Genomic DNA, 24,882 nt, shown 5'->3' with positions numbered 1-24,882 from the left:
TCAGAAGGCGTACCGGACCCGGCAGTACGGCAGCCTCGCCGCGATCAGATCGGTGAGGGCGGCGACGTGACGCCCCTTCTGCCCGGTGCGGTAGCGGACGTTCCAGCCGCCGGTCTGCGACCGTTTGGCCTGCTGCAGCTCCGGCCGCCACAGCACCTCCTCCGCCTTCGGGTGCCAGCCCAGGTTGACCTCGTGCAGCCGGTCGTTGTGGGTGAGGAAGACGACCTCGGCGGCGAGCTGGGCCTTCGCCTGCGGGCCGAGGGCGGCGTCGAGCTGGTCGAACAGCTCGCCCCAGCTCTCCAGCCAGCCGTCCCGCACCACGACGGGGCTGAAGTTGACGTGCACCTCGTAGCCGGCGGCCACGAAGTCGTCGATGGCGGCCAGGCGCTCGGCGATCGGCGAGGTGCGGATGTCGAGCAGCTTGGAGTCGGCGGCGGGCATGAGGCTGAAGCGGATGCGGGTGCGGCCCCGCGGGTCCCAGTCGAGCAGGTCGCGGTTGACGTATTTGGTGGCGAAGCTGGCCTTGGCGTTGGGCAGGTCGCGGAACAGCCGGACCAGGTCGCGCACGTTGTCGGAGATCGTGGCGTCGACCGAGCAGTCGGAGTTCTCGCCGATGTCGTAGATCCAGTCGCGCGGGTCGGCCTGGTTGGGCGCCGGTTTGACGCCCTGGCGGCCGGCGTGGCGGCGGACGTATCCGAGGATCTTGTCGATGTTGGCGAACACCGTGATCGGGTTGCTGTAGCCCTTGCGGCGTGGCACGTAGCAGTAGGCGCAGGCCATCGCGCAGCCGTTGGCGGTGGAGGGCGCGATGAAGTCGGCCGAGCGGTCGTTGGGGCGGGCGGTGAGCGACTTCTTGACGCCGAGCACCAGCGCCTCGGTCTTGATGCGCACCCAGCGGTTGACGTTGGTCTCGTCGCCGTACAGCTCGGGGATGCGGTGGTGGCTGCCGATCTCGATGAGCTCGGCGTCGGGGAAGCGGGCGAGGATCTCCTGCCCGCGCGGCAGCCCGGCCGCCTCCGGCTCGACGTAGACGCGCCGGACGTCGAGGAGCGGCTGTGTCCGCATGTTCACCCCTTCCCTGGCTGGTCCACAGGACAAGCGTATGCGGTCCTGGAAGCGAGTTCCCAGGTCAGGACGGGTGCGCCGCAGCGGCGACAGTGCTCGCGGCGGTAGACCCAGCGCTCGTCGGGCCGGTCGGGATCGCTGACGACCTGCCCGGCGTCGCGCCCCAGGGCGAGGTACGCGGCCGCGGTGTCCCACAGCCGCCCGGCGCCCTCCGCGCCGACGTCCCTGGCGGCGGGATGCAGTCCGACGAGGAACAGCAGCTCGGCCCGCCAGGCGTTGCCGATGCCCGCCCACACCTTCTGGTCGAGCACGGCCGCGCCGACCGGCCCGCCGAACGCGGTCAGCCGCCGTACGGCCTCGTCCCTGGAGGCGTCGTCCCGCAGCGGGTCGGGCCCGAGCGAGGCGCGCAGCGCGGCCACCTCGCCGGGGCCGTACGCCTCGCACTGGATGGGCGCGATCAGGTCGAACGCCACGTCGCCCGTGGCCAGCCGGAGCCGCGTCCCGCGCCGGGGCTCGCGCGCGGGGCCGTCGTACCGCAGGAAGATCCCGCGCATGCCGAGGTGCACGTGGATCGCGGGGGCGTCCTCGAAGTGGTACAGCAGGTGCTTGCCCAGGGCCTCGACGGCGGTCAGCGTCCGTCCGTCGTAGGGCCGCGCGTCGAAGCGGCCCTGCGGCCCCGAGGCGCGCACGACGCGCCCGCCCAGTGCCGCCTGCTGCTCGTCGGCGTGGCGGTGAACCAGATGTCCCTCAGGCACACCGCCCCTCTACCCCCTGAGCTGGGCTGATGCGCTCGCCAGCAGCATGTCGAGCGCGGTCGGGTAGGCGCTGTCGTTCATGCGGGCGACCAGCAGCGGGGCGGTCGCGGCGATGTGGGGGTGGGTGCTGGCGGGCAGGCGGGCGTAGGTGTCGCGCCAGACCTCCTCGTCGGCCTCGCGGGCGGCCGGCGGCAGGGAGAGGGTGGCGGCGTCCAGGATCGAGAAGGCGAGGCTCTGGTCGATGAAGGCGTGGTAGATGCGGACCGCGTCGGCGTCGGGGAAGCCGGCCCCGCGCAGGATGCCGAGGATCATCTCGTCCGTGGCGACCTCCTGGGGGAGGCCGGTGACGCGGCTGGCGGTGAGCACGGCGGCCTGCGGGTGCGTCAGGTAGGCGTGGTGGATGCGCAGCCCGAGCTCGCGCAGGTCGGCCCGCCAGTCGCCGCTCGGCGACCAGCCCTCTACGGCGTGCCCGAACAGCTCGTCGGCGATGGCGAGGACCAGGTCGTCCATGCCGCGGAAGTAGCGGTAGACGGTGCTGGCGTCGGCGCCGAGCGCGAGGCCGAGCCGGCGGGCGGTGAGACCGGCGGCGCCGTGCTCGCGGAGCATGCGCAGCGCCTTCTCCACGATGAGCTGATGAGTCAGGACCTGCCCTTGTTTGGTCGGCCGCCGCCGCCTGCGTGCCGTCTCCGGCACCACCCGCTTCGCCATCGCGAAACCTTCCTTATGCCAACGCCATTGACGTTGATGAGCGTAGTGCAGTTGGATTAGCGACACAGCCCCCCAAAAGCATCCAAAGGGGATTTTTCGTCATGCGTATCCTTCTCGTGGGAGCCGGCGGGGTGGGAACCGCCATCACACGGATCGCCGCCCGCCGCACGTTCTTCGACCACATGCTCGTCGCCGACTACGACCTGCCCCGCGCCAAGGCGGCCGTCGCCGCGCTGGGCCCCGACGCCGACCGGTTCACGCCGGTCAAGGTGGACGCCGCCGACCGGGACGCCGTCACCGCCCTGCTCCGCGAGCACGACTGCGACGTGCTCCTCAACGCCACCGACCCGCGCTTCGTGCTGCCGCTGTTCGACGCGGCGCTCGCGGCCGGGGCCGACTACCTCGACATGGCGATGTCGATGTCCAGGCCACACCCCGAGCGGCCGTACGAGGAGGTGGGGGTCAAGCTGGGCGACGAGCAGTTCGCCCGCTCGGCCGACTGGGCCGCCTCCGGCCGCCTCGCGCTGGTGGGCATGGGCGTCGAGCCCGGCCTCGCCGACGTCTTCGCCCGTTACGCCGCCGACGACCTCTTCGACGAGATCGAGGAGATCGGCATCAGGGACGGCGCCAACCTCACCGTCGACGGCTACGACTTCGCCCCGTCGTTCTCCATCTGGACCACCATCGAGGAGTGCCTCAACCCGCCGGTCATCTACGAGAAGGACCGCGGCTGGTACACCACCGAGCCCTTCAGCGAGCCCGAGGTCTTCGACTTCCCCGAGGGCATCGGCCCGGTCGAGTGCGTGAACGTCGAGCACGAGGAGGTCCTGCTGGTCCCCCGCTGGGTGGACGCCCGCCGGGTCACCTTCAAGTACGGCCTCGGCGAGGAGTTCATCGACACGCTGAAGACCCTGCACGCGCTCGGCGTGGACCGCACCGAGCCGGTCCCCGTGCGCGGCGACGGCGGGACCACGGTGCGGGTGTCACCGCGCGACGTGGTGGCCGCGGTCCTGCCCGACCCGGCCGAGCTGGGCGCGCGCATGCGCGGCAAGACCTGCGCCGGGACGTGGGTGAAGGGCGTCAAGGACGGCCGGCCGCGCGAGGTGTACCTCTACCACGTGGTCGACAACCAGTGGTCGATGCGCGAGTACGGCTCCCAGGCCGTCGTCTGGCAGACCGCCGTCAACCCGGTGATCGCCCTGGAGCTGCTGGCCGACGGGACGTGGAAGGGCGCGGGCGTGCTCGGCCCCGAGGCGTTCGAGCCGCGCCCGTTCCTGGACCTGCTGGTCGAGTACGGCTCACCGTGGGGCCTGCGGGAGCAGTAGGACGGCGTCCGGGATCATAAGGGGGCGACAACCGTACATCGGGAGGACCCCCTTGAGCATCGCCGACGATCCCGACCGCGCACCCGCCCGTTCCCACCTGTACGCCATGGGCCTGTCCGAGGAGGAGCAGCGCCGGCCCGTGGTCGGCATCGCCTCCACCTGGACCGGCACCATGCCGTGCAACCTCACCCACCGCGAGCTCGCCGCGCACGTCGCCGAGGGCGTGCGCGCGGCGGGCGGCACGCCGATGGAGTTCAACACCATCGCGGTCTCCGACAACCTCACCATGCACACCCCGGGCATGCGCGCGTCCCTGGTCAGCCGTGAGGTCATCGCCGACTCGATCGAGCTCATGGGGCGCGCGCACGGCTTCGACGCCCTGGTGGCGATCGTCGGCTGCGACAAGACCGTGCCGGCCGCCATCATGGCGCTGGCCCGGCTGGACGTGCCGTCCGTGGTGCTCTACAGCGGCACCATGATGCCGGGCCGGTGGCGCGGCCGGGACGTGACGATCCAGGACATGTGGGAGGCGCTGGGTGAGCGCGAGGTCGGCCGGCTCGACCAGGCCGACCTCGACGACCTGGCCCGGCACGCCTGCCCGGGCGCCGGCACCTGCGCCGCCCAGTACACCGCCAACACCATGGGCTCGGTCGCCGATTTCCTGGGCCTCGCGCCGTTCGGGATCGGCGACATCCCGGCCGTGGCGGAGGAGAAGAACGCCGCGGCGCGGCGGGTCGGCGAGCTCGCCATGGACGCGCTGGCCCGCGACGCCCGGCCGTCACGGGTGCTCACCGCGGACGCCCTGCACAACGCGATCGTCTCGGTGGCCGCCATGGGCGGCTCCACGAACGCCGTGCTGCACCTGCTGGCCATCGCCCGCGAGGCCGGGCTGCCGCTGGTGATCGACGAGATCGGCGAGATCTGCCGCCGGGTGCCGATCATCACCGGGCTCAAGCCGAGCGGCGGTCCATACACCGCGCTGGACCTGTGGCGGGCGGGCGGCACCTCGCTGGTGGCGCGGCGGCTGCTGGAGGCCGGGCTGCTGCGCGAGAACGTGACGCTGGCGGACGGCCGCACCCTCGCCGACGTGGCCGCGCAGGCCGAGGAGCGGCCGGGCCAGGAGGTCGTGGCGGACGTGACGCGGCCGTTCAAGCGGCGCGGCGCGCTGGCGATCCTGCGCGGCTCGCTCGCCCCCGACGGCTGCGTGCTGAAGCTGGGCGGCAAGGACGACTTCCGTCACGAGGGCCCGGCCCGGGTCTTCGACTCCGAGAACGACTGCTACGCCGCCATCCAGGAGGGCCGGATCGTTGCGGGCGACGTCATCGTGGTCCGCTACGAGGGCCCGGCGGGCGGTCCCGGCATGCGCGAGATGCTCTCGATCACCGGGCCGCTCGTCGGGCGCGGGCTCGGCACGTCCGTGGCGCTGGTCACCGACGGGCGCTTCAGCGGCGTCTCGCACGGGCTGGTGATCGGGCACGTGACGCCGGAGGCATACCACGGGGGCCCGATCGCGCTGGTGCGCGACGGCGACACCGTGGTGATCGACAGCGCGGCCGGCACGCTGGACCTGCTGGTGCCCGAGGAGGAGCTGGCCGCGCGCCGGGCCGCGTGGCGGCGGCCGGAGCGCCCGGTCGAGCGGGGCGTGCTGGCGAAGTACGTCAGGACCGTGGGTTCCGCCTCCGACGGCGCGGTCACCGCTTGACGGCGGCTATGCTGCGCAGAGACGTTTCGGTCATGCCTTATAGGCGTTCGTGCCTGATGAGAGCGACACAGAGGAGACTTACGCGATGTACAAGGAGTTCGCCTTCGAGGCCGTGATGTGGCTCGTCCCGGTCGTCGTGCTCATCGGGGTGGCACTCCTCGTCACCGCCTGAGCCCGCGTGAGGAGCCGGTCCCCTGCCGGGGGGCCGGCTCCTCTGCTGTCTACCCGGTGAACGGCGGCGCGTCGCCCGCTTCGCTGAGCTCGGCGATGGCCAGCTCCGCCGTGCGGCGGATGTCGAAGAACTTGTCGAGCGCGGTGATCGCGAACAGGTGCTCGCACCGCCCGTTGAGCCCCGACAGCAGCAGCCGCCCGCCGGAGGCGGTGACCGCCTTGTGCAGATAGACCAGCACGGACAGCCCGGAGGAGTCGCACACGCTGACGGCCTGCATGTCGATGACGAGCATCGGGGGCTGGGTGAGATCGAGCGCCTTGGTGACACGGTCACGCACCTCGGCCGCCGAGCCGAAGTCGAAGTCTCCCGTCAACCTCGCGATGACGCAGGGTCCCTGGAGCCCGAGGCTGATCGACAAGGCCTGCTCCGAAGTCACCCAGCTCCACCTACCCGCGTCGCTCTCCCGATCCACTCACTTTACGAGAAGTAGCGCTTCGGGTTGAACACCAGCATCTGCTCGATCTGGCCGTCGGTCACGCCGGAGTCCAGCAGCGCGGCCAGCACGTCGTCGTGAATGTGATCGTAGCGCCAGTTCGGGGCGAGCGTGCTGTGCGCCTCGTCCCAGGCCCCGCCGAAGTAGTCCATGAAGCAGGCCGCGTCGTGGCTGAGCACCATCCGGTCGGCGTAGCCGCGCCCGCACAGGGCCGCGATCGTGGCCACCCGCTGCGGCGTCGGGTTGTAGATGTCGAGGCCGAAGCGGTCCATGCCGAGGGTCGCGCCGGTGTCGGCCAGCCGCATGAGGTAGTCGAGGTCGTTGCTGTCGCCGGCGTGGCCGACGACGACCTTCGTCAGGTCCACGCCCTCCTTGGCGAACAGGTCGAGCGCGATGAGGCCGCTCTGGGTGAAGGAGTTGGTGTGCACGGTGATCGGCGCGCCCGTACGGACGTGCGCCTGGGCGACGGCCCGGCAGATGCGCTCCACGCCGGGCGTCAGCCCCTTGTGCTCGACCACGCACTTGAGGAAGGCCGCCTTGACGCCGGTGTCGGCGATGCCCTCGGTCAGGTCGCGGACGAAGTCGTCGATCATCGGGTCGGGGATGTCGAAGAACAGGCCGGGGCCGCGGTGCTCGTACTGGTGGGGCAGCTCCTCGAAGGAGTAGATGCCGGTCGCGACCACGATGTTCAGCTCGGGCACCTGCTCGGCGACGCGCTGGATGCGCGGGATGTAGCGGCCGAGCCCCCACACGGTGGGGTCCACGATGGTCCGCACGCCCTTGGCGGCCACCGCGCGGAGCTTGGTGACCGCGTCGGCGACCCGGTGCTCCTCGTCCCACCATGAGCCTTTGCCGTAGTTGTCGAGATGTTCGGTGGCCACGACGAAGACGTGCTCGTGCATCAGGGTCTGGCCGAGGTCGTCGACGTTCACGGGCCCGCGGACGGTCTGCACGGTGGGCATCCTGCCTCCATACCGGCTGGTCGGTTGGCGTCAACCTAGACGGCGGGAAGTCCGGCCGTCAATGAGCGACACCGGGCCGCCTCCGGCGGGCGGCAGGGGCCTACGCGGGTTCGGGGTCCGTCTTCGGGGAGGGGACCACCAGGACCGGACGGTGGGCGTGGTGCAGCACGCGGTCCGAGGTGCTGCCCAGCAGCAGCGAGCGCACCCCGCCGAGCCCACGGGTGCCGGTCACGATGAGCGTGGCGTCGAGCTCGTCGGCCACGTCCACGATGGCCGCCCACACCGCCACCGCGTCGGCCTCGCAGCGGGGCGTCGCGTCGAGACCCGCCTGCCTGGCCAGGTCCGCGCCGCGCCTGGCCAGCTCGTCCATCGCCTTGCCGATGGCCTGGTCGCCCGCGGCGTCGGTGTCGATGGTCATCATGAGGCCCGCCGAGGCCCGCGCCGAGCTCATCGCCAGGCGCTCCCACACCGTCAGCACGACCGCCTGCTCGCCCTTGAACATCCGCCCGGCGAAGGCGATGGCCTCCTTGGCGTCGTCGGAGCCGTCGTACGCAATCAGGATCGTCATGCCAGCACTTCTTTCCCGGCCCGCGCCTTTCACGCCTGCCCGATCACGGGACGGGCCGCGAGCGCGCGCCGGGCGGCCGGCCGCAGCATCGACAGCCCGGCCAGCGCCAGCACGGCGATCTCGGTCACCACGACGGTCCGCTGGATGAGTCCGGCGGGGATGTCGTCGTTGGTGAGCGGGAGGCCGAACATGCGCACCACGTACGGGATCACGACCAGCACGAGCGCCCCGAGGGCGACCAGGCAGAGGATCCGCATCGCACGGGCGTACCGGACCCTGGCCCTGGCCAGCAGCAGCCCGGCGACAGGCATCATGAGGAAGGCGGCGAAGGCGGCATAGCGGTGGATGCCTCCCGACAACGACAAAGGCACGCCCGGCCGGTCGGTGGGAAAGGCCCCGATGAGGAACATGCTCGCGCCCCACGCCACCAGCAGCCCCACGACCCAGCGGTTGCCGCCGCTCCGGCGCAGCGCCTCGGCCATCAGCGTCGCGCCCACCGCGAACAGGGTCAGCGAGGCCGGCAGCAGCCAGCCGGACCGCTGCCAGGCGTACTCACTGATCACGGTGTGCATGGGGTCGAGCCCCGCCTCGGCGTGCAGGGTGAGCATGGCGCCTGCCCCGGCGCCGATGGTCGCGAATCCGCTGACGAGCAATGCCTTCATGCCTCTTAAGCTCGTGGAACACGGCTTCGCGGAGTATCGGAGATCAACCCGAAGGAGCCCTGAAGCTCCCCTTAGTCCTTAAGTATCGACGGCTCCGGATCAATGCGTTGACCTGGAAGGAAGTGACCCTGGGTAGGGTTTGCCCCCTCAGGGTGGGCAGGGTTGTCCCTGATTTGACTTAGAGTGCGCTCTAGGGTCCAACCTGGACATATGAACAAGCGCACTCTCGGCGTCGGCGGCCCGCGGGTCTCCGCGCTCGGCCTTGGCTGCATGGGCATGTCCGAGTTCTACGGCCCGGCCGACGACAGCGAGTCCATCGCGGTCATCCACCGCGCCCTCGACCTCGGCATCACTTTTCTCGACACGGCCGACATGTACGGCAGGGGCGCCAACGAGGAGCTGGTCGGCCGGGCCATCAAGGACCGGCGCGACGAGGTGGTGCTGGCCACCAAGTTCGGCGTCAAGCGGGACGGCGCCACCCGCACGATCGAGAACAGCCCCGAGTACATCCGGGCCGCCTGCGACGCCTCGCTGCGCCGCCTCGGCGTGGACCACATCGACCTCTACTACATGCACCGCCGCAACCCGGAGGTGCCGATCGAGGAGTCCGTCGGCGCCATGGCCGAGCTGGTGCGCGCGGGCAAGGTCCGCCACCTCGGCCTGTCGGAGGTGAGCGCGCCGACCCTGCGCGCCGCGGCCGCCGTGCACCCGATCGCGGCCCTGCAGAGCGAGTACTCCCTGTTCACCAGGGACCTGGAGGCGGAGATCCTGCCGACGGCACGTGAGCTCGGCATCGCGCTGGTGGCGTACTCGCCGATCAGCCGCGGCCTGCTGACCGGCGCGCCGCCCACCTCGGGCGAGCTGGCCCCGGACGACTTCCGCCGCAACTTCCCCCGCACCTCCGGCGAGAACGCCGAGCACAACGCCCGGCTGGTGGCCGAGGTCGAGCGGATCGCCGACGCGGCCGGCGTCACGGTGGCGCAGCTCGCGCTCGCCTGGGTGCTCGCCCAGGGCGAGGACGTCGTGCCCATCCCCGGCACCAAGCGGCTGAAGTATCTGGAGGAGAACGCCGCCGCCGCCGACATCACGCTCACCGCCGAGCAACTCGACGCGCTGGCCGCGGCGGTCCCGGCGGACGCGGTGGCCGGGCAGCGCTACCCGAGCATGGCCGAGATCGAGCAGTATCGGTAGGGCCGGGCGTCAGGGCCGGTCGAAGTAGGCGCGTACGACGGTGCCGCCCGGCCGGGTGTGGACGCGGACGAGGTCGGCGAGCAGGTTGACGATGAGCAGCCCGCGCGAGCCCGGAACGCGCGGGTCGACGGGGATCCGCCCGGCGAGCGGATCGCGGATGTGACCCCGGTCGCTGACCTCGCACACCAGCCGGTCGTCCGTCGCCCACACCCTGATCGTGCCGGAGCCGCCGCCGTGGTCGAGGCTGTTGGCGCCCAGCTCGGCCACGACCAGCTGGATGTCGTCGAGCCGGTCGCCGGCGAAGCCCAGCAGAGCGGCCTGCCCGGTGGCGAGGCGCCGCGCGGCCGACAGGTTGTCGCCGTCGAAGCGCAGGGAGACGCACTCCCCTGGCTCCTCCAGCGGCCGGTTGTGCGCGTCGATGACCCGCTCGGGCGCGTAGTCGTCGCTGGGCCACTCGCCCCGGGCGTCCCGCATGACGGGGTGGGTGCGCGCGGCCTCCTCGACGATCGCGGGGGCGAGCGCGGCGACGTCGTACGGGCACAGGATGGTGACCTCGCGCCCGGCGAAGGCCAGGTTGATCAGCGCCTCGTGCTGCGCGCACGCGGGGTAGACGGTCGCCGGGCGGCCGGCCCAGATCGGCTCGCCGATGATCCGCACCCGGCCGCCGGGATGCCGGTCGGCGAACTCGCGGAGGACGGCGGGGATGATGCGCCCGGGATTGCGGCCTTCGACGCCCATGTCGAGCATGCGTACGGCGCCGGCGTCGGATCCGAGCCCGGCGGCGATGAGCGCGAGGTTGGGCGCGGGGACGGCGACGGCCACGGGCTCTCCCGCCGCCAGGCCCTCGCGGACGAAGGCCGTGGTGGCGGAGACGTACTCGTCCGCGGTGCGGTAGAGCAGCGCGGGGTGGGAGAACGGTCCGGCCGATTTCATCACGCCTCACGCTACCCAAGGTTGAGGAGTTCATGGGAAAGGGTTGGGTACCACATAGGTGTGAAGAGAGTGCAGGTGATCCTCCGCCCCCGTCCGGTCCGGCAACCGGAACCCCTCGATCTGCGGACCCCCTCCGGACGACGGCTCCCGTTCTGAGCGCGCCGAACCTATGCTCGGGGCATGTCGGATTTGCACATGCGGGTCTCCGACGAGGACCGTGAGCGCACCGCCGGCCGGCTCCAGCACGCCTTCGTCGAGGGCCGCCTCACCCGGTCCGAGCTGGAGGACCGGCTCGGGCTGGCCCTGACCGCGCGGACCTACCGCGACCTGCTCGGCCTCATCACCGATCTCCCGGAACAGCGGCAGCCGCCGCAGGACGACGTGGTCGAGCCACCCTGCCGGAGGGCGGCACGGCGAACGTGGACGGCTTCCGCAGCGACTGGGGCCACGTCTCGACCGCCGACGTCCCGGGCCGCCCGAGGCCCGGCGGCCCGCACGTGGTGGTCACCGGCGTCACCAAGTACGGCGGGCTGACCGTGCGCTATCCGCGCAAGCGCTGGTTCACCCACTGATGGAACAGCGCGATGTGGTGCTCGCTCGGCACGAGCACCCCTCCCTCCCGGTAGGCCCTTGACGACATGCCGGGCTGGGTCCGCTCGCAGGCGTCGAAGTCCTGCTCGTTGACCCGGTGGAACAGCTCGACCGACCGCGTCAGGTCCGCCCCCGAGGCGACCACGTCGGGGTGGTAGAGCCAGTCGCACTCCACCAGCGTCCGGTCCACGGCCAGCGGGAACATCCGGTGCACGATCACGTGGTCGGGCACCAGGTTGACGAACACCTGCGGCTTGACGGTGATCGCGTAGTAGCGGCGGTCCTGCTCCCGCGCGACGTCGGGGAGCTTGCCGAAACCGGGGCCGCCGTCCACGGTGAAGCCCTCGACCCGCTCGGCGAACTCCGCGCCGTGGCCGACGTAGTACTGCGCCGCGTAGCCGCCGGCGAACTCGGGGAGCACGGCGACCAGCTCGGGGTGGATGGTCGCGCAGTGGTAGCACTCCATGAAGTTCTCGACGACGAGCTTCCAGTTGGCCTTGACGTCGTAGCTGATGCGGCGGCCGAGCGCCAGCTCCTCGACGTGGTAGCGCTCGATGGCGGCGGGGTCCCCGAGCCGTTCTGTGGCGGCCCCGGTGACGCTCTCCTCGAACGACGGCGGCTCGGCGGCCAGGCACACCCACGCGTAGCCGAGCCATTCGCGCAGGTGGACGGGGATCAGGCCGTGGGCGACACGGTCGATGTCGGGCATCTTCGCCAGGTTGGGCGCGGCGGCCAGCCGGCCGTCGAGGTCGTAGGACCAGGCGTGATAGGCGCACCTGATCGTCCGCCTGACCTCGCCCGCGGGCTCGTCGCAGAGCCGGGCGCCGCGGTGCCGGCAGACGTTGAGGAAGGCGCGCAGCCGGTGGTCGCGGCCTCGGACCACGATGACGCTCTCCCTGCCCACCTGGACGGTACGGAACGCGCCGGGCCGCGGCACGTCCTCGCCGCGCACGGCGCAGAACCAGAGGCTTTCGAAGATCTTGGCCTGCTCGTCGGCGAAGACGTCGGGGTCGGAGTAGGAGCGGCCGGGGAGCGTGGGGATGAGGCTCGACGTGGTGGTCAACCGACACCGCCTTGTTGCGTATGACGCATCGAGTTGCTCTATCTGCGACATCGTCGGCTGGCGTTCATGAGGCTGTCAAGAGGTAGGTGCTGGCCCTGCGCAGCCAGGCGGTGTTCAGCCAGGTGGCCAGCCGGTCGGGGATCAGCCCGGCGGCCGGACGGTGCATGTCGGTGAGCTCGGTGGCGGCCAGCCGGGCCGGGCGGCGGGCGATCCGCGCGCGGGCGCGCTCGTAGCCCCGCAGGTCGTCCAGCGAGCGGGCGAGCAGCCAGGCGTCCTCCAGCGCCTGGTTCGCGCCCTGGGCCATGGTGGGCGGCATGGTGTGGGCGGCGTCGCCGGCGAGGGTCGTCGGCCCCCTCCCCCACACCTCGGGGATCGGCTGGCGGTGGTGCGGGAAGAAGTCGGGCGTCACAGGGGAGGGCCCCGCGAGGGAGTCCAGGACGGCCGGCACCGGGTCTGCCCAGCCGCCGAAGCGCTCGCGCAGCCGCTCGGCGAGGCGCGGGTCGTCCGCCCAGAACGGCTCGCCGGGCGCCGAGCGCACGTCGAACCACCACAGCAGCCGCCCCTCCCCCGCCGGGATGAGCCCGCACAGCCCGGCGAGGCCCGCCATCATCACGGCCGCGCCGCCCCCGGTCAGCGACGTGGGCGTGGTGATGAAGCCCTGCCAGGTCACCCAGCGGGTCAGCTCCGCCCGGTCCTCGCCCCACAGCGCGGCGCGCACCACCGAGCGCCGCCCGTCGGCGCCCACGAGGACGTCGCCGCGCACGGTGGTGCCGTCGGCCAGGCGCGCCTCGGCCCGGTCGGGGTCCACGTGCTCGACGCGGGCCCCGTAGGTGACGGGGACGCCCTCGGCCAGCAGCTCGACCAGCTCGCCGCGGGCCACGTGGACGGTGGGGTGGCCGTACTTGCGCTCGGCGGCCGTCAGGTCGACGGTGACCAGCCTGCGGCCGTCGGAGCTCCACGACTCCAGGGTCTCCAGCCGCCGCCCGACGCGGGTGTGGTCGGCCTTCAGCTCCTCCAGGATGCCGGTGCTGCCGGGCCAGAGCGTGACGGAGCCGCCGGCGGTGCGCGGCTCGGGGGACTCCTCGTACACCTCGGCCTCGTGACCGGCGGCGAGCAGGCCGCGCGCGAGGGCGAGACCCGCCACGCCCGCACCCACCACTATTACTCTCATGGTGTTCCCTGTTTTTGAGACTCGGGGTATCAGATACTAGGAGTATCACTATGTCCGCGCGCGGCCGCAAGCCCGATCCCACGGTCGACCACCGCATCAGACAGGCCGCGACCAGGCTGGTGCTCACCCACGGCTTCGACTTCACCATGGACGACGTCGCCGAGGAGGCAGGTGTAGGCAGAGCGAGCGTGTTCCGTCGCTACCCCACCAAACGCGACATGCTCCTCCAGACCCTCGCCGGCTTCATGGACACGCACGTCGCCATCCCCGACACCGGCTCGCTGGAGGGCGACCTGCGCGTGGTGGTGACCGACACGCTCGCCCTCTGGCACCAGCCCGGGGTCGCCCGCACGGCCCGGCAGATCTACGGCGAGGCCGGCCGCGACCCGGCCGTGGCCGAGATCATCCGCACCGGCATGCGGACCAGGATGGAGCGGTCATGGGTGGTCTACGAACGCGCGGTCGAACGCGGCGAGCTGCCCCCGGACGCCGACCTGTGGCTGCTCACCGACCTGTTCACCGGCCTGGTGACCTACCGCGGCCTGCTCGACCTGCCGCTTCCCGAGCCGGAGGAGATCGTCCAGGTCCTGCTCCACGGCTTTACGCCGGCTTGACGGCACGGGTGTTAGCGGCGTGCAAGCGGAGATCAAGCTCCCGTCCCTAACGTTCTCGGTGTTCGCTCAACCAACGAAGGGCACCGGAAGATGACTCCCCCTCGCCGTCGCCTGGCCATCGCGGCCGCGACGATTTCCCTTGCCGTCCTGACCACCGCCTGTGGCGCGCTGGGCCAGGCGGTCGACTGCAACTCCGCTGCCCAAGAGGCCAGCAAGATCATGACGGACTGGAGCTCGGAGGTCACCAAGAACGCCACCGACGCCAAGGCCGTCGGCGCCGCCTCCGCCACCGCCGCCGACAAGACCAAGGAGCTCGCCGGCAAGTACGACGGCAACGTCGCCGCCGCGCTCAACGACCTCGCCGCCGGGTTCGAGAGCCTGGAGAAGGGCGACGTGGCACAGATGACGGAGTTCACCGGCAAGATGAACGGCTTCTCCAGCAAGATCACCTCGGCCTGTTCCTGACGGCCGGCCGCGCGGCCGCCGTACCGCCTGCGGGGGGCAGGTCGGCGCGGCGGCCGCGCCACTTTCGCGCAGATTCGTTCTAGTCTTGTCGCCCGTGACGGCTGGAACCGACCTCGCGCCGGACGGCGCCGCTCCCCCCGCACGGCGGGCCTGGAGGGTTTCGCTCAGCGGCCACCGGCTGCGGGTGGGCGTGATGACGCTGCTCGCGGCGGTGGCCTACGCGGTGCTGGGGCTGGTGAAGCTGGCCTCCTTCCGCGCCACCACGCTGGACCTGGTGATCGTGGACCAGGCGGTCCGCAACTACGCGGCGTTCCGGCCGCCGTACGTCCCCGTGCTCGGCATGTTCCACGGGCGCGGCCTGGACTACGTCCAGCTCGCCGACCACTTCTCGCCGATCTACGCGCTGCTCGCGCCCTTCTACTGGATCCACGACGGGCCGGGCACGCTGATCGTGGCGCAGGCGGCGCTGTTCGCTGGGGTCGTGCCGTTCCTGTGGAACTACACCAGGCGGGTGCTCGGGGTCGCGCCCGCCTATCTGGTGGCGGCGGCGTACGCGCTGTCGTGGCCGGTCGCGCAGGCCGTCGCGTTCGACGCGCACGAGGTCATGTTCGTCCCCGTGCTCACCGCGATCATGATCGAGCGCTACCACGCGGGCAAGGAGCGCACGGCGTTCCTCGCGATGCTCGCCCTCCTCCTGGTCAAGGAGGACATGGGGCTCATGATCGCCGGGGTCGGGCTGTGCCTGTTCGTCATGGGCGAGCGGTGGCGGGGGACGCTGTGCGTCACGTTCGGCATCGGGGCCGTGCTGCTCATCCGCGGGCTGGTCACCACGGTCTTCGGCGGCAATCCGCGGGACTTCTGGGCCTACGGGCACCTCGGCCCCGACATCGGCGGCGCGCTCGTGGGCATCGCCCGCGACCCGCTGGCCGCCCTGCTGCTGCCGTTCAGCGAGGAGGCCAAGGTCGACACGCTGTTCCTGCTGACCTGGCCCACCCTGATGCTCTGCCTGCTGTCGCCGCTGTCGCTGGCGGCCCTGCCGCACGTGCTGGAGCGCATGCTGTCGGACCGCCCGCAGTGGTGGCAGGCCGACTTCCAGTACAGCGCGTTCACCGTGGTCATCATCATCTGCGCGGGCGTGGACGGCATGGCCCGGCTGCTGCGCCGGCTCGAACGCTCCGACGACGCCACGCTCAAGCTGCTCTGGTCGGCCGCCGCCTGCGTGGTCGCGCTCACGCTGGTGCCCAGGTTCGCCTTCGACCAGCTCTACCATCCGTCCTTCTACAAGGAGCCCAAGGCGGCCGCCGCCGCCGAGGCGGTGAGCAAGGTGCCCGACGGCGTGCTCGTCGAGGCCCCCAACTCGGTCGGGCCGGCGCTCACCGACCGCACGACCGTGCTGCTGTGGGGGCCCACCTCGCACAACGCGCCCTGGGTGATCGCCGACACCGCCCGCTGGGAGTTCCCGTTCGGCTCGTTCGACCAGCAGGTCGCCAAGGTCGGCGAGCTGCAGGCCCAGGGCTATGTGATCGTCTTCGAACGCGACGGCTACGTGGTGCTGCGCCGCTGATCGCGGGCCCGCTCGTACGCCGACTCGAACCCCGCGAGCACCGCCGGCCACGACCCTGCCGTGGGCGGCGTCGCCCGGTTGTGCGCCGCGATCGTCTCGCGCAGCCCGGCGTCGGCGCACAGCCGCGCCACCGCCCGCGCCAGATCGCCGAGGCTCCGTCCGAGCAGCCCCTCGACGCCGTCGGCGACGAAGTCGGCCACCCCGCTCTGCGCCCGCGCCACCACCGGCACCCCCGCCGCCCGCGCCTCCAGCGCCGCGATGCCGAACGACTCGCGCGGCGCGGGCGCCACGAAGACGTCGGCCGACTCCAGGACCTTCGCGATCTGCTCGCGGGAGTAGCGGCCGGGCAGCGACACCCAGCCGGCCATGCCGTGCCGGGCCAGGAAGCGCTCCATCTGCCCCCTGGCGGGACCGTCGCCGACGATCGTGGCCCGGACGGGGATCGCGGCGGGCACCCGGGCGCGGGCCGCCTGGAGCAGCTTCAGCAGGCGTACGGGCTGTTTGCGCGGCGCCAGCCGGCCGACCGCGACGACGTGGACCTCCTCGCGCGGCTGCGGGGTGCCCGGCGGGGGCGCCCAGCCCGACAGGTCGAGGCCGTTGGAGACCACCCTGACCGGCACCCGGGGCCCGGCGACCGCGCGGATCGGCACCGCCGCCGCGCTGCTCACGGTGGTGGCGACCAGCCCCCACCGCTGCCAGCCGTACGCCGCCCGCAGCAGCCGGTAGAGCAGCCGGGTCAGCGGGTCCCACATGCTGTGGACGGTCACCACGCACGGCGCCCCGGCCCGCGCCGCCGCCCGCACGCCCATCCACGCGAACGGCGAGACCGCCCCGGTGTGCACGTGCACCACGTCGGGCCGCCCGGCGGCGATCCATCGCGTCAGATGGCCCACGCCGCGCGGGTGGACCGGCAGGTCGAAGGGCACCCTGGCGACGATCCTGCGCACGCCCTCCAGCGGCTCGCCCCTGGTCGCCGTGGCCACCGTCACCTCGTGACCGGCCGCGCGCTGCATCCGCACGAGATCGGCCACCTGGACCTCGATCCCCCCGAGTCGCGGCAGGTAACAGTCGCTCACGTGAAAGATCCGCACCCCTCCCAGACTAATCTGGGCGTGTGCCTCCACGTACCGCTGTGTTCTTCCATGCCCACCCCGACGACGAGGCCCTGCTGACGGCGGGCACCATGGCGATGCTCGCGGCCGAGGGACACCGCGTGGTGCTGGTCACCGCCACCGCGGGCGAGCGCGGCCTGGCCGACATGGCGCCGGGCGAGGCGCTGGGCGAGACCAGGCTCAAGGAGCTCTACCAGTCGGCCGCCGTGCTGGGCTGCGCCCGCGTCGAGTGCCTCGGCTACGGCGACTCGGGCCTCAGCCCCAAGGGCGGCAGCGCCGAGGAGCGGCCCGACAACGCGTTCATGGACGCCGACATCGAGGAGGCGGCCAAGGCGCTGGCCGCGATCCTCCAGGAGGAGCGGGCCGACCTCCTCGCGATCTACGACCCGGCCGGCGGCTACGGCCACCCCGACCACGTGCAGGTGCACCGGGTGGGCAGGCGGGCCGCCGAGATCGCCGGCACCGAGATCGTCCTGGAGGCGACGGTCAACCGCGACCCGCTGGTCCGGCTGCTCAGGCTGGCGACCAAGTTCTACCGGTTTCCTCCCGAGTTCGACGTACGCACCTTCGAAAGCGCCTACTCCCCGGGCGAGGCCATCACCCACCGGGTCAACGTGCGCCGCTACGCCCGCCAGAAACGCGCCTCGATGTCCGCCCACGTCTCCCAGGCGAGCGGCGGCGACAGCGACCGCACGCTCGCCGTCATGCTGAAGGTCCCCGGCCCGCTCTACCGCCTGGTCTTCGGCACCGAGTGGTACGTCCGCCGCGACCTGCCGCCCGGCGCCCGGCTGCGTCATCCTTTCGAGCGGTGGCCCGAGTAGTCCCTCCGAGGGATGATCGGCCCCTCGCGAGGGGGCAGACTGGGTGCCGATGAAGAACAAGTGGCTGCAGATCGTCCTTTCCGTGCTCTCGCTCGGGCTGGCGGTGCTGCTCGTGGTCTACCTGCCGGAGATCGTGCGGGCGCTCACGGGCAAGCCCGTGTCGTGGGCCGAGATCGGCGCGGTGTTCGGCGGGCTCGGGCTCGGCGAGATCGCCCTGATGACGGCGCTGTGGCTGCTGAGCCTGCTGGCCTACACGTTCGTGCTGACCAACTCGCTGCCCGGCCTCACCAACCTGCAGGGCCTCACGCTCAACGCGGCCGGCAGCGCGGTCAGCAACCTGCTGCCGTTCGGCGGCGCGGTCGGCGTGGCGCTGTCGTTCGCGATGACCAGGGGCTGGGGCTTCGGCAACCGGTCGATCGTGGTCATGACGCTGGTCAGCGGCATCTGGAACACGTTGTTCCGGTTCATCCTGCCGGCTGTCGGGATCATCGCGCTGCTCGTCGCGGGTGAGGCGCCCAACGCCACGGTCGCCAACGCCGGCTGGACCGGCGCGCTCGCCATCCTGGCGATCTGCGCGGCCGTGGCCGCCGCCCTCTACTGGGACCGGGCCGCCGACCTGCTCGGCCGCGCGCTCGACCGGATCACCGGGCTGCTGCGCCTGCGGGTCAGGGCCGGCGAGCACTTCCACAAGCTGCGCGCCGACACCGCCGAGATCGTCCGCACCCGCTCGCTCGGGCTGTCGCTCGGCATGGTGTTCTTCCTCGGCTTCCAGTGGGCGATCATGGCGGCCTGCATGTGGGCCACCGGCGCCTGGCCGGGACTCGCCCAGTCGATCGCCGTCTTCGCGCTGTCGCGGGTGCTCACCAGCGCGCTGGTCACGCCCAGCGGGGCCGGGATCATGGAGAGCGGGGTGGTGTTCCTGCTCACCGCCGCCTTCCACGTGCCGGCCGCTCCGGCCACCGCGACCGCACTGCTCTTCGGCTTCTGGACTTACACTATCGAGATCCCGTTCGGTGGCCTGGCCCTGGGCGCGTGGGCGCTGCTGCGCAGGCGCGGCGGCCGGGGCACCGGCGCGGAGTCCCCGTCAGCGATCTCGAAGGCCCCCCAGTGACAATCCCAAACCCCTCAAAGACCTTGTGCGCGATTCGTAGGCCCGCATAGCGTGGCGGCTGACATGGTGGCGTTCCGAGTTCTGGGGCCAGTCGAGGCGTACGAACACGACGACGGACTCGACCTGGGCGGGTTGCGGCAGCGAGCCGTCCTCGCCCGACTCCTCGTGGCCAGGGGTCAGGTCGTCCCGGTTGACACTCTTCTTTACGATCTGTGGGACGACGACGCGGCCAAGGGCGCGCAGTCGGGCCTGCAGGTCTACATCTCGCGCCTGCGCAGGGTGCTCGAACCCGGCCGCCCTCGCGGCGGCCCCAACCGCCTGCTGGTGACCGTCGCCTCCGGCTACGCCCTGCGGGTGGCCTCCGAGCAGGTCGACGCGCTCCGGTTCGAGCAGCTCGTCCGGGCGGCGGGCGAGCACCTGGAGGAGGGCGACCCCCAGTCGGCGCGCGGCCGCCTGGAGAAGGCGCTCGGCCTGTGGCGCGGCACCCCCTACTCCGACTTCGCCGACCAGCAGTGGGCCGAGGCCGAGGTCAACAGGCTGACCGAGCTGCGGCTGGTGGCCCGTGAGCGGCACGCCGACACCGGGCTGCGCCTCGGCCTGCACGCCGAGACCGTGCCCGACCTGGAGGCGCTGACCACCGAACATCCGCTGCGCGAGGAGGGCTGGCGGCTGCTGGCGCTCGGTCTCTACCGCTGCGGCCGGCAGGGCGACGCGCTGGCGGCCCTGCGCCGAGCCAGGAACATCCTGGCCGACGAGCTCGGCATCGACCCCGGACCCGCGCTGCGCAAGCTGGAGTCCGACATCCTCGCCCAGTCGCCCGAGCTGGACCTGGCGCTCCCGGCGCGGCCCGCGCGCCCGGTCCCGGCCGCCGGCGACACCTGGCCGCCCCGGCCGGCCGCCGCGGTCGAGCCGCCGCCGCTCGACCCCGAGCCGTTCGTCGGCCGCGAAGCCGAGCTCGCCCGGCTCACCACGGCCGCCTCGCGCACCGGCCGCTTCCAGGTGGCCGTGGTCACCGGCGTGGCGGGCGCGGGCAAGACCACGCTGCTGCGCCGCCTGGAGGGCCAGCTCGGCGGCGACGGCTGGATCACCGCCTCCGGCGCCTGCCCCGACTCCAGCGCCACCCCGCCCGGCTGGGCCTGGGTGGAGATCCTGCGCACGCTCGTCGGCATGACCGGCGCCGGCGAATACGCCCAGCTCCTCGCCCCGCTGCTGGACGACGCCGCCCCCGACCCCGACGAGGACGAGGTCTCCGGCGGCTTCCGCCTGCACCGCGCGGTCGGCGGCTACCTCGCAGGGGTGGCCAAGCGCGCGCCGGTGCTGCTGACGGTCGAGGACCTCCACTGGGCCGACGACCAGACGCTCGCGCTGCTGCGCGCGCTGCCCAGCCTGCTCGCCACCAGCCGGGTGCTGCTGGTGGTGACGTGCAGGGAGAGCGAGCTGGACGACGCCCAGTCCGACGTGCTGGCCTCGCTGGCCCGGCTCGGGCCGGTCCGCGTCGGTCTCTCCGGGCTCGACCCGAAGGCCGTGGCCGAGCTGGTCAGGGCGACCTGCGTACGCGAGATCGACGAGGACGCGGTCGAGTCGATCGTCGAGCGCACCGCGGGCAACCCGTTCTTCGTGCGCGAGACCGTGCGCCTGCTCGACGCCGAGGGCGCGGCCGACCGGGCCAGCGCCACCGAGGTGCTGTCGCGGGTGCCCTCCGGCGTCCGCGACGTGCTGCGGCGGCGCATCTCGCGGCTGCCGTCCGGCGCGCAGCAGATCCTGCTGCAGGCCGCGGTGATCGGCCGCGACGTCGACCTCGACGTGCTGATCGCGGTCGCGGGCGACGAGGACGCGGTGATCGAGGCCGTCGAGGCCGCGCTGCTCGCCGGGCTCGTCACCGAGCCCGGCCCCGGGCTGCTGCGCTTCGACCACGACCTGGTGCGCGACACGATCTACTCCGACGCCTCCCGTCTGCGCCGCGCCCGGCTGCACGCGGCCGTGGCGGCGGTCATCGAGCAGCGCACGTCCTCCGACGTGGCCGCGCTCGCCCACCACTACTTCCTGGCCGACGCGGCCGACAAGGCGGTGCGCTACGCGGGCCTCGCCGCCGAGCAGGCCGAGCGGCGCTTCGCCCACCGCGAGGCCGCCTCGCTGTGGGAGCAGGCGATCGCCGCGTTCGACCGCTCCCGTGGCGACGAGCAGACCGAGCAGCCCGAGCGGGCCAAGGAGCGGCTGCGGCTGATGCTGCGCCAGATCAGGGCGCTCGCGGTGTGCGGCGACATGACGGCGGCGCGGCTGCTGCGCCGCCAGGCCATGGACGCCGCGCTGCCGCTCGGCGACCTGGAGCTCACCGCCAAGGTGGCGGCCTCGCTGGCCGTGCCGCACAAGGGCATGGCCCGCGACTTCACCCGCACCGCGTGGGAGATCGTGGACGTCACCGAGCGGGCGCTCGTCGAGCTGCCGGCCGGCGAGCAGCGGCTGCGGGCCAGCCTGCTGACGACGCTGGCCCTGGAGCTGGAGGGCTCCTCCTCGCCCGAGCGCGGACGGGAGGCGTCGCTGCAGGCGCTGGAGCTGGCCAGGGAGAGCGGCGACCCGACGCTGATCGCGGCGGCGCTGAGCGGGCGGCTGCGGCAGTCGTACGACATCCCGGCCGTGGACGCGCGCGAGAGCATCGGCAGGGAGCTGCTGGAGGTGGCGCAGCGCTCCGGGCAGATGGCCACGCAGGCGCTGGCCCACCTGGTGCTGCTGGAGTGCGCGGCGGCGCGGGGCGAGTTCGCCGTGGCCGACACGCACGCCGCCGCGGCCGACCAGCTGGCCAGGCAGTACGACCTGTCCGCCCCCGCCGCGGTGGTCGTCTGGTACCGCGGCATGCGGTTCATGATCTCCGGCGACTACGCGGGCGCCGAGCGGGCCTACCGCGACGCGGCCAGGATGACCCAGCGCGCGGGCATGCTGGAGGGCCGCCAGGACCTCCCGCTGATCACCATGTTCTGCCTGCACCTGGTCGACGGCCGGGCCGCCGAGATGGTCGACGTGCTGGCCGACGCCCATCACCGGGGCGCGAAGTGGACGCTCGACGCCTACGCGCTCGCGCTGGCCTCCGCCGGGCACGTCCCCGACGCCAAGGCCGTCGCCTCCGTCCGCCCGCCGGTGCGCCCCGACTTCCTGTACGAGCTGGCGATGACCTGGCGGGCCCTCGCCGGGATGCTGCTCGACGACCGCGAGCGGATGGTCGACTGCTACGACAAGCTCAAGCCGTTCGCCGACCGGGTGGCGGGCGCGGGCACCGGCGTGGTCGCGCTGTGGCCGGTGGCGCTCACCCTCGGCGACCTGGCGGTCCGCCTCGGCCAGCCCGATGCGGCCCGCGAGCACTACGAGAAGGCGCTGGAGGTGGCCGAGCGGGTCGGCGTGCCGCGCTGGGTCGAGGCGGCGCGGCGCTCGGTCAGCAGCTCACCTGGAAACGCTCGCTCCTGACGGCTCCGGCGCCCTCGGCCAGCACCTCGACGCGATACCAGCCGGGGTTGCCGGAGATCCGGGGGCGCCACTCGATCTCGCGCTCGCTCGCGGCGAAGCCGCCGTGCTCGGCGAGGAATGTGCGCCAGGTCCTGGTGGCGGGGCTCCAGCGGGACAGCCGCCAGCGGTAGATCACGCCCTGGCCGGGGGCGGCCTCGGCGAGCAGGCTGCGGGCGACGTACGAGGTGGCGCAGCGGTCCGCGCCGGCGGCGGTGACGGCGACCGCGCCGGCCCGCGCGGACGTGGACGTGGACGTTGGGACCTTGAGGGGGCGGGCGATCGGCATCTCGCGGGCCGACAGCGTCACGGTCTGCACCGGGGCGGCGGCCGAGCGGGCGTTGCCGTAGGCGGACAGGCCGACGTAGGCGCTGGTGAAGGCCAGCGCGGCCACGAACAACCTGGCCGCGTTCGCGGTGCCACCGGCCAGGGCGGCCCTGCTTCTCGTCGTCGACATCGTCAACACCCCTTCTTGCTCACACCTAGAGTGGAGCGGGGCGGTTGATCGCTGCTTGTCCTCTGGTTGCACCCGCTGCGGGCCGCTTGCAGGCGGGTGTGGCACTCGGCTTGACGCGCGAATAAGGTTAGGATTACCTAACGCACAGTGGAGGGGTGGTGGACATGTCGGCCGCGATGATCGCCGTTCCCGCCCCCGACACGCCCTACTGGCTCAACCTGCCTTACTGGCTGGTGGGCGTCATCCTCATCATCGCCCTGTTCGGCGCGTTCCAGGTCTACTACTGGGTCGGCCGCAGGCTCGGCGAGAAGCTCTACGACTCGCGGATCGGGCGCAAGGTGGGCCGGGCCCGCATCGAGGCCGTCGAGCGGGTCGTCGAGAAGTGGGGGGCACTCGCCGTCTACGGGTGCTTCTGGGTGCCGGGGCTGCGCCACACCCTGCCCTGGGTGGCCGGCGCCCTGCGGGTCTCCTACCCCTGGTACGTCGTCGCCAGCGCGCTCGGCTGCCTGACCTGGGCGCCGCTGTGGTGGTTCGGCGGCGCGGCGGCCATCTGGGGCTACGTGCAACTGGCCTCGCACTCGCCCGTCGCCGCGGCGGCCGTGGCCGTGCTGGTCGTCGGCGCGGTGGCCGGGTTCGTGGTGTGGCGCAGGAGGCGGCGGCGCGCCACGGCGGACGAGAAGGCCGTGATCGCCTAGCACCACAGCGACACATCGCGATCACGCTTCACCACGATCACGCGGTGGCCGTCGCAATGTGATCGGCATCCCTCTCCCCGAATAGGGCCATGCCGTCAACTGGCCTGCAAGGGGACAGATAGCTAGCGCGTCTGGCTAGCCCATCAGCATCTGTCACGCAGTGAATCCATTCGATTACATTCCGTGTGGATGGCTGGCTGGAGAGTTCCAAGCCGACCACTCGACGTAAAGGTCAGTTCCACCGGTGCCCGGCCTGTGCCCCCGCTCAGTGTCCGCGCCAAACCGAAAGGAGCACGATGCAGGCATTCCAGACCGGCGAGATCCCCCACGGCTTCTCCTTTGACGAGAACACCGGGCTCATCCACTACAGGAACGCAATCGTCCTGACCATCCCCTTGGCCAACCAGGGCGGCTGGTCCGGGGACGGCTACCTCTCCTTCGGCAGCGACTGGGCCGACGTGCGACTCCGGGTCGCCATCCACAACGGCACCACCTGGAGTGTCATCAAAACCTACGACCTCACCGCCGCGGGGCCCCACGTCGGCGACAAACTTCCTGCCAACTCGTGCAAGGTCAGCATCGGCCGGGTGAAGCGAAGCGCCAGCGACAGGGCCGACAACGTCCCAGCAAGCTGGCTATTGCAATACCAGACCACCTAGTACTCCAGGGACACTTCGCGATCTTGAGGGGTCGCGGTCACATGGCGACGGCCACCGCGTGATCATTCGTGGTTTGTCAAGACGACAAAAGATCGTGCGGTGGCCGCGAGCCACAGCGTGGACCCTGACGGCTGGATGGTCATCTTCAACGAGCTGATGGCCCGGATCGCCGGCCAATTCGGCCGCGTCGAACCCCGTCGCGCCGCGACCGCGTACGTGCGCCGGCTGCTGGCCGACATCGACCGTAAGAACTGCGGCCATCGCCACCGCCCGGCACTGCCACTACCAGCGCAGATCTGAACCATGATCGCGAAGTGTCACTGGAGCACTAGGCCGGCGCCTGGCTGCGGTCGTCGATGACGGCCTCCGGGGCGCTTCTCCGCACGGTCTCGATGCCGTTCACGCAGGCGGCCTTGCTGGTGAAGCCCTCGCCCACCGCCAGGGTCTGCCCGTTGCCCGCGACCAGCGCGAACCGGTAACCGCCCTGCCCGTCCTCGGTGATGATGAACCTGCCCGCCACGGCTGTTCCCC

The 24,882-nt window shown here is 72.1% G+C and carries 27 protein-coding genes; 14 read left to right on the top strand and 13 right to left on the bottom strand.

Going from position 1 to position 24,882, the window contains the following annotated elements:
* The 3 genes from ABD292_RS09595 to ABD292_RS09585 are packed head-to-tail and all read right to left on the bottom strand — an operon-like array spanning position 1 to position 2,528.
* Entirely contained in the window at positions 1-1,065 is a 1,065-nt protein-coding gene (locus ABD292_RS09595) for a spore photoproduct lyase family protein (RefSeq protein ID WP_344206715.1), read from the bottom strand.
* A 2-nt stretch (positions 1,066-1,067) separates the two neighbouring features.
* Positions 1,068-1,820 (bottom strand): DNA-formamidopyrimidine glycosylase family protein, encoded by a 753-nt coding sequence (locus ABD292_RS09590; RefSeq protein ID WP_344206714.1) that lies wholly within the window; start codon positions 1,818-1,820, stop codon positions 1,068-1,070.
* Between the two features lie 9 nt (positions 1,821-1,829).
* On the bottom strand, positions 1,830-2,528 hold the full coding sequence (locus ABD292_RS09585; RefSeq protein WP_344206713.1) for a TetR/AcrR family transcriptional regulator: 699 nt from the start codon (positions 2,526-2,528) through the stop codon (positions 1,830-1,832).
* Positions 2,529-2,629: 101 nt separating this feature from the next.
* On the opposite strand from ABD292_RS09585, the gene ABD292_RS09580 reads away from it, so the two are divergent.
* The 3 genes from ABD292_RS09580 to ABD292_RS09570 are packed head-to-tail and all read left to right on the top strand — an operon-like array spanning position 2,630 to position 5,727.
* A complete protein-coding gene (locus ABD292_RS09580; RefSeq protein ID WP_344206712.1) occupies positions 2,630-3,853 on the top strand; it encodes a saccharopine dehydrogenase family protein in 1,224 nt (407 codons plus the stop codon).
* A gap of 52 nt (positions 3,854-3,905) precedes the next feature.
* Complete coding sequence (gene ilvD / locus ABD292_RS09575; protein WP_344206711.1) at positions 3,906-5,555, top strand: dihydroxy-acid dehydratase; 1,650 nt, start codon at positions 3,906-3,908, stop codon at positions 5,553-5,555.
* Between the two features lie 49 nt (positions 5,556-5,604).
* Entirely contained in the window at positions 5,605-5,727 is a 123-nt protein-coding gene (locus ABD292_RS09570) for a hypothetical protein (protein ID WP_344206710.1), read from the top strand.
* Positions 5,728-5,776: 49 nt separating this feature from the next.
* Here ABD292_RS09570 and ABD292_RS09565 read toward each other — a convergent pair whose 3' ends face one another.
* The 4 genes from ABD292_RS09565 to ABD292_RS09550 form a co-directional block, all read right to left on the bottom strand.
* Positions 5,777-6,163 (bottom strand): STAS domain-containing protein, encoded by a 387-nt coding sequence (locus ABD292_RS09565; RefSeq protein WP_344206709.1) that lies wholly within the window; start codon positions 6,161-6,163, stop codon positions 5,777-5,779.
* A gap of 41 nt (positions 6,164-6,204) precedes the next feature.
* Entirely contained in the window at positions 6,205-7,182 is a 978-nt protein-coding gene (locus ABD292_RS09560; RefSeq protein WP_344206708.1) for a phosphotriesterase family protein, read from the bottom strand.
* A gap of 100 nt (positions 7,183-7,282) precedes the next feature.
* Positions 7,283-7,750: a universal stress protein gene (locus ABD292_RS09555; RefSeq protein ID WP_344206707.1), complete on the bottom strand. Its 468-nt coding sequence runs from the start codon at positions 7,748-7,750 to the stop codon at positions 7,283-7,285.
* 29 nt (positions 7,751-7,779) lie between these two features.
* Positions 7,780-8,412: a DUF998 domain-containing protein gene (locus ABD292_RS09550; RefSeq protein ID WP_344206706.1), complete on the bottom strand. Its 633-nt coding sequence runs from the start codon at positions 8,410-8,412 to the stop codon at positions 7,780-7,782.
* A 210-nt stretch (positions 8,413-8,622) separates the two neighbouring features.
* Here ABD292_RS09550 and ABD292_RS09545 point away from each other — a divergent pair, with 210 nt between their 5' ends.
* Positions 8,623-9,603, top strand: coding sequence for an aldo/keto reductase (locus ABD292_RS09545; RefSeq protein ID WP_344206705.1), 981 nt, complete (start codon positions 8,623-8,625; stop codon positions 9,601-9,603).
* Between the two features lie 9 nt (positions 9,604-9,612).
* Here ABD292_RS09545 and ABD292_RS09540 read toward each other — a convergent pair whose 3' ends face one another.
* Positions 9,613-10,536 carry an anti-sigma factor RsbA family regulatory protein gene (locus ABD292_RS09540; protein WP_344206704.1) on the bottom strand — a complete coding sequence of 308 codons (924 nt, stop codon included), beginning with the start codon at positions 10,534-10,536 and terminating at the stop codon, positions 9,613-9,615.
* Positions 10,537-10,716: 180 nt separating this feature from the next.
* Here ABD292_RS09540 and ABD292_RS09535 point away from each other — a divergent pair, with 180 nt between their 5' ends.
* The gene (locus tag ABD292_RS09535; RefSeq protein WP_344206703.1) at positions 10,717-11,070 is read left to right on the top strand and encodes a DUF1707 SHOCT-like domain-containing protein; all 354 of its coding nucleotides are present in this window, start codon (positions 10,717-10,719) and stop codon (positions 11,068-11,070) included.
* A 7-nt stretch (positions 11,071-11,077) separates the two neighbouring features.
* Here the strand turns inward: ABD292_RS09535 and ABD292_RS09530 are convergent, their stop codons facing one another.
* On the bottom strand, positions 11,078-12,190 hold the full coding sequence (locus ABD292_RS09530) for an aromatic ring-hydroxylating oxygenase subunit alpha (protein ID WP_344206702.1): 1,113 nt from the start codon (positions 12,188-12,190) through the stop codon (positions 11,078-11,080).
* A 64-nt stretch (positions 12,191-12,254) separates the two neighbouring features.
* On the bottom strand, positions 12,255-13,361 hold the full coding sequence (locus tag ABD292_RS09525; protein WP_344206701.1) for an FAD-dependent oxidoreductase: 1,107 nt from the start codon (positions 13,359-13,361) through the stop codon (positions 12,255-12,257).
* Positions 13,362-13,411: 50 nt separating this feature from the next.
* On the opposite strand from ABD292_RS09525, the gene ABD292_RS09520 reads away from it, so the two are divergent.
* From ABD292_RS09520 to ABD292_RS09510, 3 genes are all read left to right on the top strand, one after another.
* Positions 13,412-13,975 (top strand): TetR/AcrR family transcriptional regulator, encoded by a 564-nt coding sequence (locus tag ABD292_RS09520; RefSeq protein ID WP_344206700.1) that lies wholly within the window; start codon positions 13,412-13,414, stop codon positions 13,973-13,975.
* A 90-nt stretch (positions 13,976-14,065) separates the two neighbouring features.
* Complete coding sequence (locus tag ABD292_RS09515; RefSeq protein WP_344206699.1) at positions 14,066-14,440, top strand: hypothetical protein; 375 nt, start codon at positions 14,066-14,068, stop codon at positions 14,438-14,440.
* A 94-nt stretch (positions 14,441-14,534) separates the two neighbouring features.
* Entirely contained in the window at positions 14,535-16,004 is a 1,470-nt protein-coding gene (locus ABD292_RS09510; RefSeq protein WP_344206698.1) for a DUF2079 domain-containing protein, read from the top strand.
* On the opposite strand, the gene ABD292_RS09505 is transcribed toward ABD292_RS09510, so the two are convergent.
* Positions 15,983-17,095: a glycosyltransferase family 4 protein gene (locus tag ABD292_RS09505; RefSeq protein WP_344206697.1), complete on the bottom strand. Its 1,113-nt coding sequence runs from the start codon at positions 17,093-17,095 to the stop codon at positions 15,983-15,985. The two genes, ABD292_RS09510 and ABD292_RS09505, sit on opposite strands and share 22 nt — an antisense overlap.
* A gap of 23 nt (positions 17,096-17,118) precedes the next feature.
* Between ABD292_RS09505 and ABD292_RS09500 the strand changes: the two genes are divergently transcribed.
* The 3 genes from ABD292_RS09500 to ABD292_RS09490 all read left to right on the top strand — a co-directional run bounded on the left by ABD292_RS09500 (position 17,119) and on the right by ABD292_RS09490 (position 22,504).
* Positions 17,119-17,937, top strand: coding sequence for a PIG-L deacetylase family protein (locus ABD292_RS09500; protein WP_344206696.1), 819 nt, complete (start codon positions 17,119-17,121; stop codon positions 17,935-17,937).
* Positions 17,938-17,986: 49 nt separating this feature from the next.
* A complete protein-coding gene (locus tag ABD292_RS09495; RefSeq protein WP_344206695.1) occupies positions 17,987-19,048 on the top strand; it encodes a lysylphosphatidylglycerol synthase domain-containing protein in 1,062 nt (353 codons plus the stop codon).
* A 63-nt stretch (positions 19,049-19,111) separates the two neighbouring features.
* A complete protein-coding gene (locus tag ABD292_RS09490; RefSeq protein ID WP_344206694.1) occupies positions 19,112-22,504 on the top strand; it encodes an ATP-binding protein in 3,393 nt (1,130 codons plus the stop codon).
* On the opposite strand, the gene ABD292_RS09485 is transcribed toward ABD292_RS09490, so the two are convergent.
* Positions 22,473-22,997 carry a hypothetical protein gene (locus tag ABD292_RS09485; protein ID WP_344206693.1) on the bottom strand — a complete coding sequence of 175 codons (525 nt, stop codon included), beginning with the start codon at positions 22,995-22,997 and terminating at the stop codon, positions 22,473-22,475. The two genes, ABD292_RS09490 and ABD292_RS09485, sit on opposite strands and share 32 nt — an antisense overlap.
* Before the next feature lie 164 nt (positions 22,998-23,161).
* Here ABD292_RS09485 and ABD292_RS09480 point away from each other — a divergent pair, with 164 nt between their 5' ends.
* From ABD292_RS09480 to ABD292_RS09470, 3 genes are all read left to right on the top strand, one after another.
* Positions 23,162-23,692 carry a DedA family protein gene (locus ABD292_RS09480; RefSeq protein WP_344207148.1) on the top strand — a complete coding sequence of 177 codons (531 nt, stop codon included), beginning with the start codon at positions 23,162-23,164 and terminating at the stop codon, positions 23,690-23,692.
* Between the two features lie 296 nt (positions 23,693-23,988).
* Positions 23,989-24,351 (top strand): hypothetical protein, encoded by a 363-nt coding sequence (locus tag ABD292_RS09475; RefSeq protein ID WP_344206692.1) that lies wholly within the window; start codon positions 23,989-23,991, stop codon positions 24,349-24,351.
* 99 nt (positions 24,352-24,450) lie between these two features.
* On the top strand, positions 24,451-24,651 hold the full coding sequence (locus ABD292_RS09470; RefSeq protein WP_344206691.1) for a hypothetical protein: 201 nt from the start codon (positions 24,451-24,453) through the stop codon (positions 24,649-24,651).
* 28 nt (positions 24,652-24,679) lie between these two features.
* Here the strand turns inward: ABD292_RS09470 and ABD292_RS09465 are convergent, their stop codons facing one another.
* Complete coding sequence (locus tag ABD292_RS09465) at positions 24,680-24,871, bottom strand: YegP family protein (RefSeq protein ID WP_344206690.1); 192 nt, start codon at positions 24,869-24,871, stop codon at positions 24,680-24,682.
* Positions 24,872-24,882 lie beyond the last annotated feature (11 nt).

Origin of the sequence: Nonomuraea bangladeshensis, from assembly GCF_039529455.1 — a bacterium.
Taxonomy (GTDB): Bacteria; Actinomycetota; Actinomycetes; order Streptosporangiales; family Streptosporangiaceae; genus Nonomuraea; species Nonomuraea bangladeshensis.
Note: the sequence above shows the minus strand (reverse complement) of the source record. Positions and strands in the feature narration are given on the sequence as shown.

What these genes read in the sequence shown, in the direction of transcription:
- ABD292_RS09595 (WP_344206715.1), bottom strand. Translation starts at nt 1,065, where the DNA reads ATGCGGACACAGCCGCTCCTCGACGTCCGGCGCGTCTACGTCGAGCCG.
- ABD292_RS09585 (WP_344206713.1), bottom strand. Translation starts at nt 2,528, where the DNA reads ATGGCGAAGCGGGTGGTGCCGGAGACGGCACGCAGGCGGCGGCGGCCG.
- ABD292_RS09580 (WP_344206712.1), top strand. Translation starts at nt 2,630, where the DNA reads ATGCGTATCCTTCTCGTGGGAGCCGGCGGGGTGGGAACCGCCATCACA.
- ABD292_RS09560 (WP_344206708.1), bottom strand. Translation starts at nt 7,182, where the DNA reads ATGCCCACCGTGCAGACCGTCCGCGGGCCCGTGAACGTCGACGACCTC.
- ABD292_RS09555 (WP_344206707.1), bottom strand. Translation starts at nt 7,750, where the DNA reads ATGACGATCCTGATTGCGTACGACGGCTCCGACGACGCCAAGGAGGCC.
- ABD292_RS09550 (WP_344206706.1), bottom strand. Translation starts at nt 8,412, where the DNA reads ATGAAGGCATTGCTCGTCAGCGGATTCGCGACCATCGGCGCCGGGGCA.
- ABD292_RS09545 (WP_344206705.1), top strand. Translation starts at nt 8,623, where the DNA reads ATGAACAAGCGCACTCTCGGCGTCGGCGGCCCGCGGGTCTCCGCGCTC.
- ABD292_RS09540 (WP_344206704.1), bottom strand. Translation starts at nt 10,536, where the DNA reads ATGAAATCGGCCGGACCGTTCTCCCACCCCGCGCTGCTCTACCGCACC.
- ABD292_RS09535 (WP_344206703.1), top strand. Translation starts at nt 10,717, where the DNA reads ATGTCGGATTTGCACATGCGGGTCTCCGACGAGGACCGTGAGCGCACC.
- ABD292_RS09525 (WP_344206701.1), bottom strand. Translation starts at nt 13,361, where the DNA reads ATGAGAGTAATAGTGGTGGGTGCGGGCGTGGCGGGTCTCGCCCTCGCG.
- ABD292_RS09520 (WP_344206700.1), top strand. Translation starts at nt 13,412, where the DNA reads ATGTCCGCGCGCGGCCGCAAGCCCGATCCCACGGTCGACCACCGCATC.
- ABD292_RS09515 (WP_344206699.1), top strand. Translation starts at nt 14,066, where the DNA reads ATGACTCCCCCTCGCCGTCGCCTGGCCATCGCGGCCGCGACGATTTCC.
- ABD292_RS09495 (WP_344206695.1), top strand. Translation starts at nt 17,987, where the DNA reads ATGAAGAACAAGTGGCTGCAGATCGTCCTTTCCGTGCTCTCGCTCGGG.
- ABD292_RS09490 (WP_344206694.1), top strand. Translation starts at nt 19,112, where the DNA reads ATGGTGGCGTTCCGAGTTCTGGGGCCAGTCGAGGCGTACGAACACGAC.
- ABD292_RS09485 (WP_344206693.1), bottom strand. Translation starts at nt 22,997, where the DNA reads ATGTCGACGACGAGAAGCAGGGCCGCCCTGGCCGGTGGCACCGCGAAC.
- ABD292_RS09480 (WP_344207148.1), top strand. Translation starts at nt 23,162, where the DNA reads ATGTCGGCCGCGATGATCGCCGTTCCCGCCCCCGACACGCCCTACTGG.
- ABD292_RS09475 (WP_344206692.1), top strand. Translation starts at nt 23,989, where the DNA reads ATGCAGGCATTCCAGACCGGCGAGATCCCCCACGGCTTCTCCTTTGAC.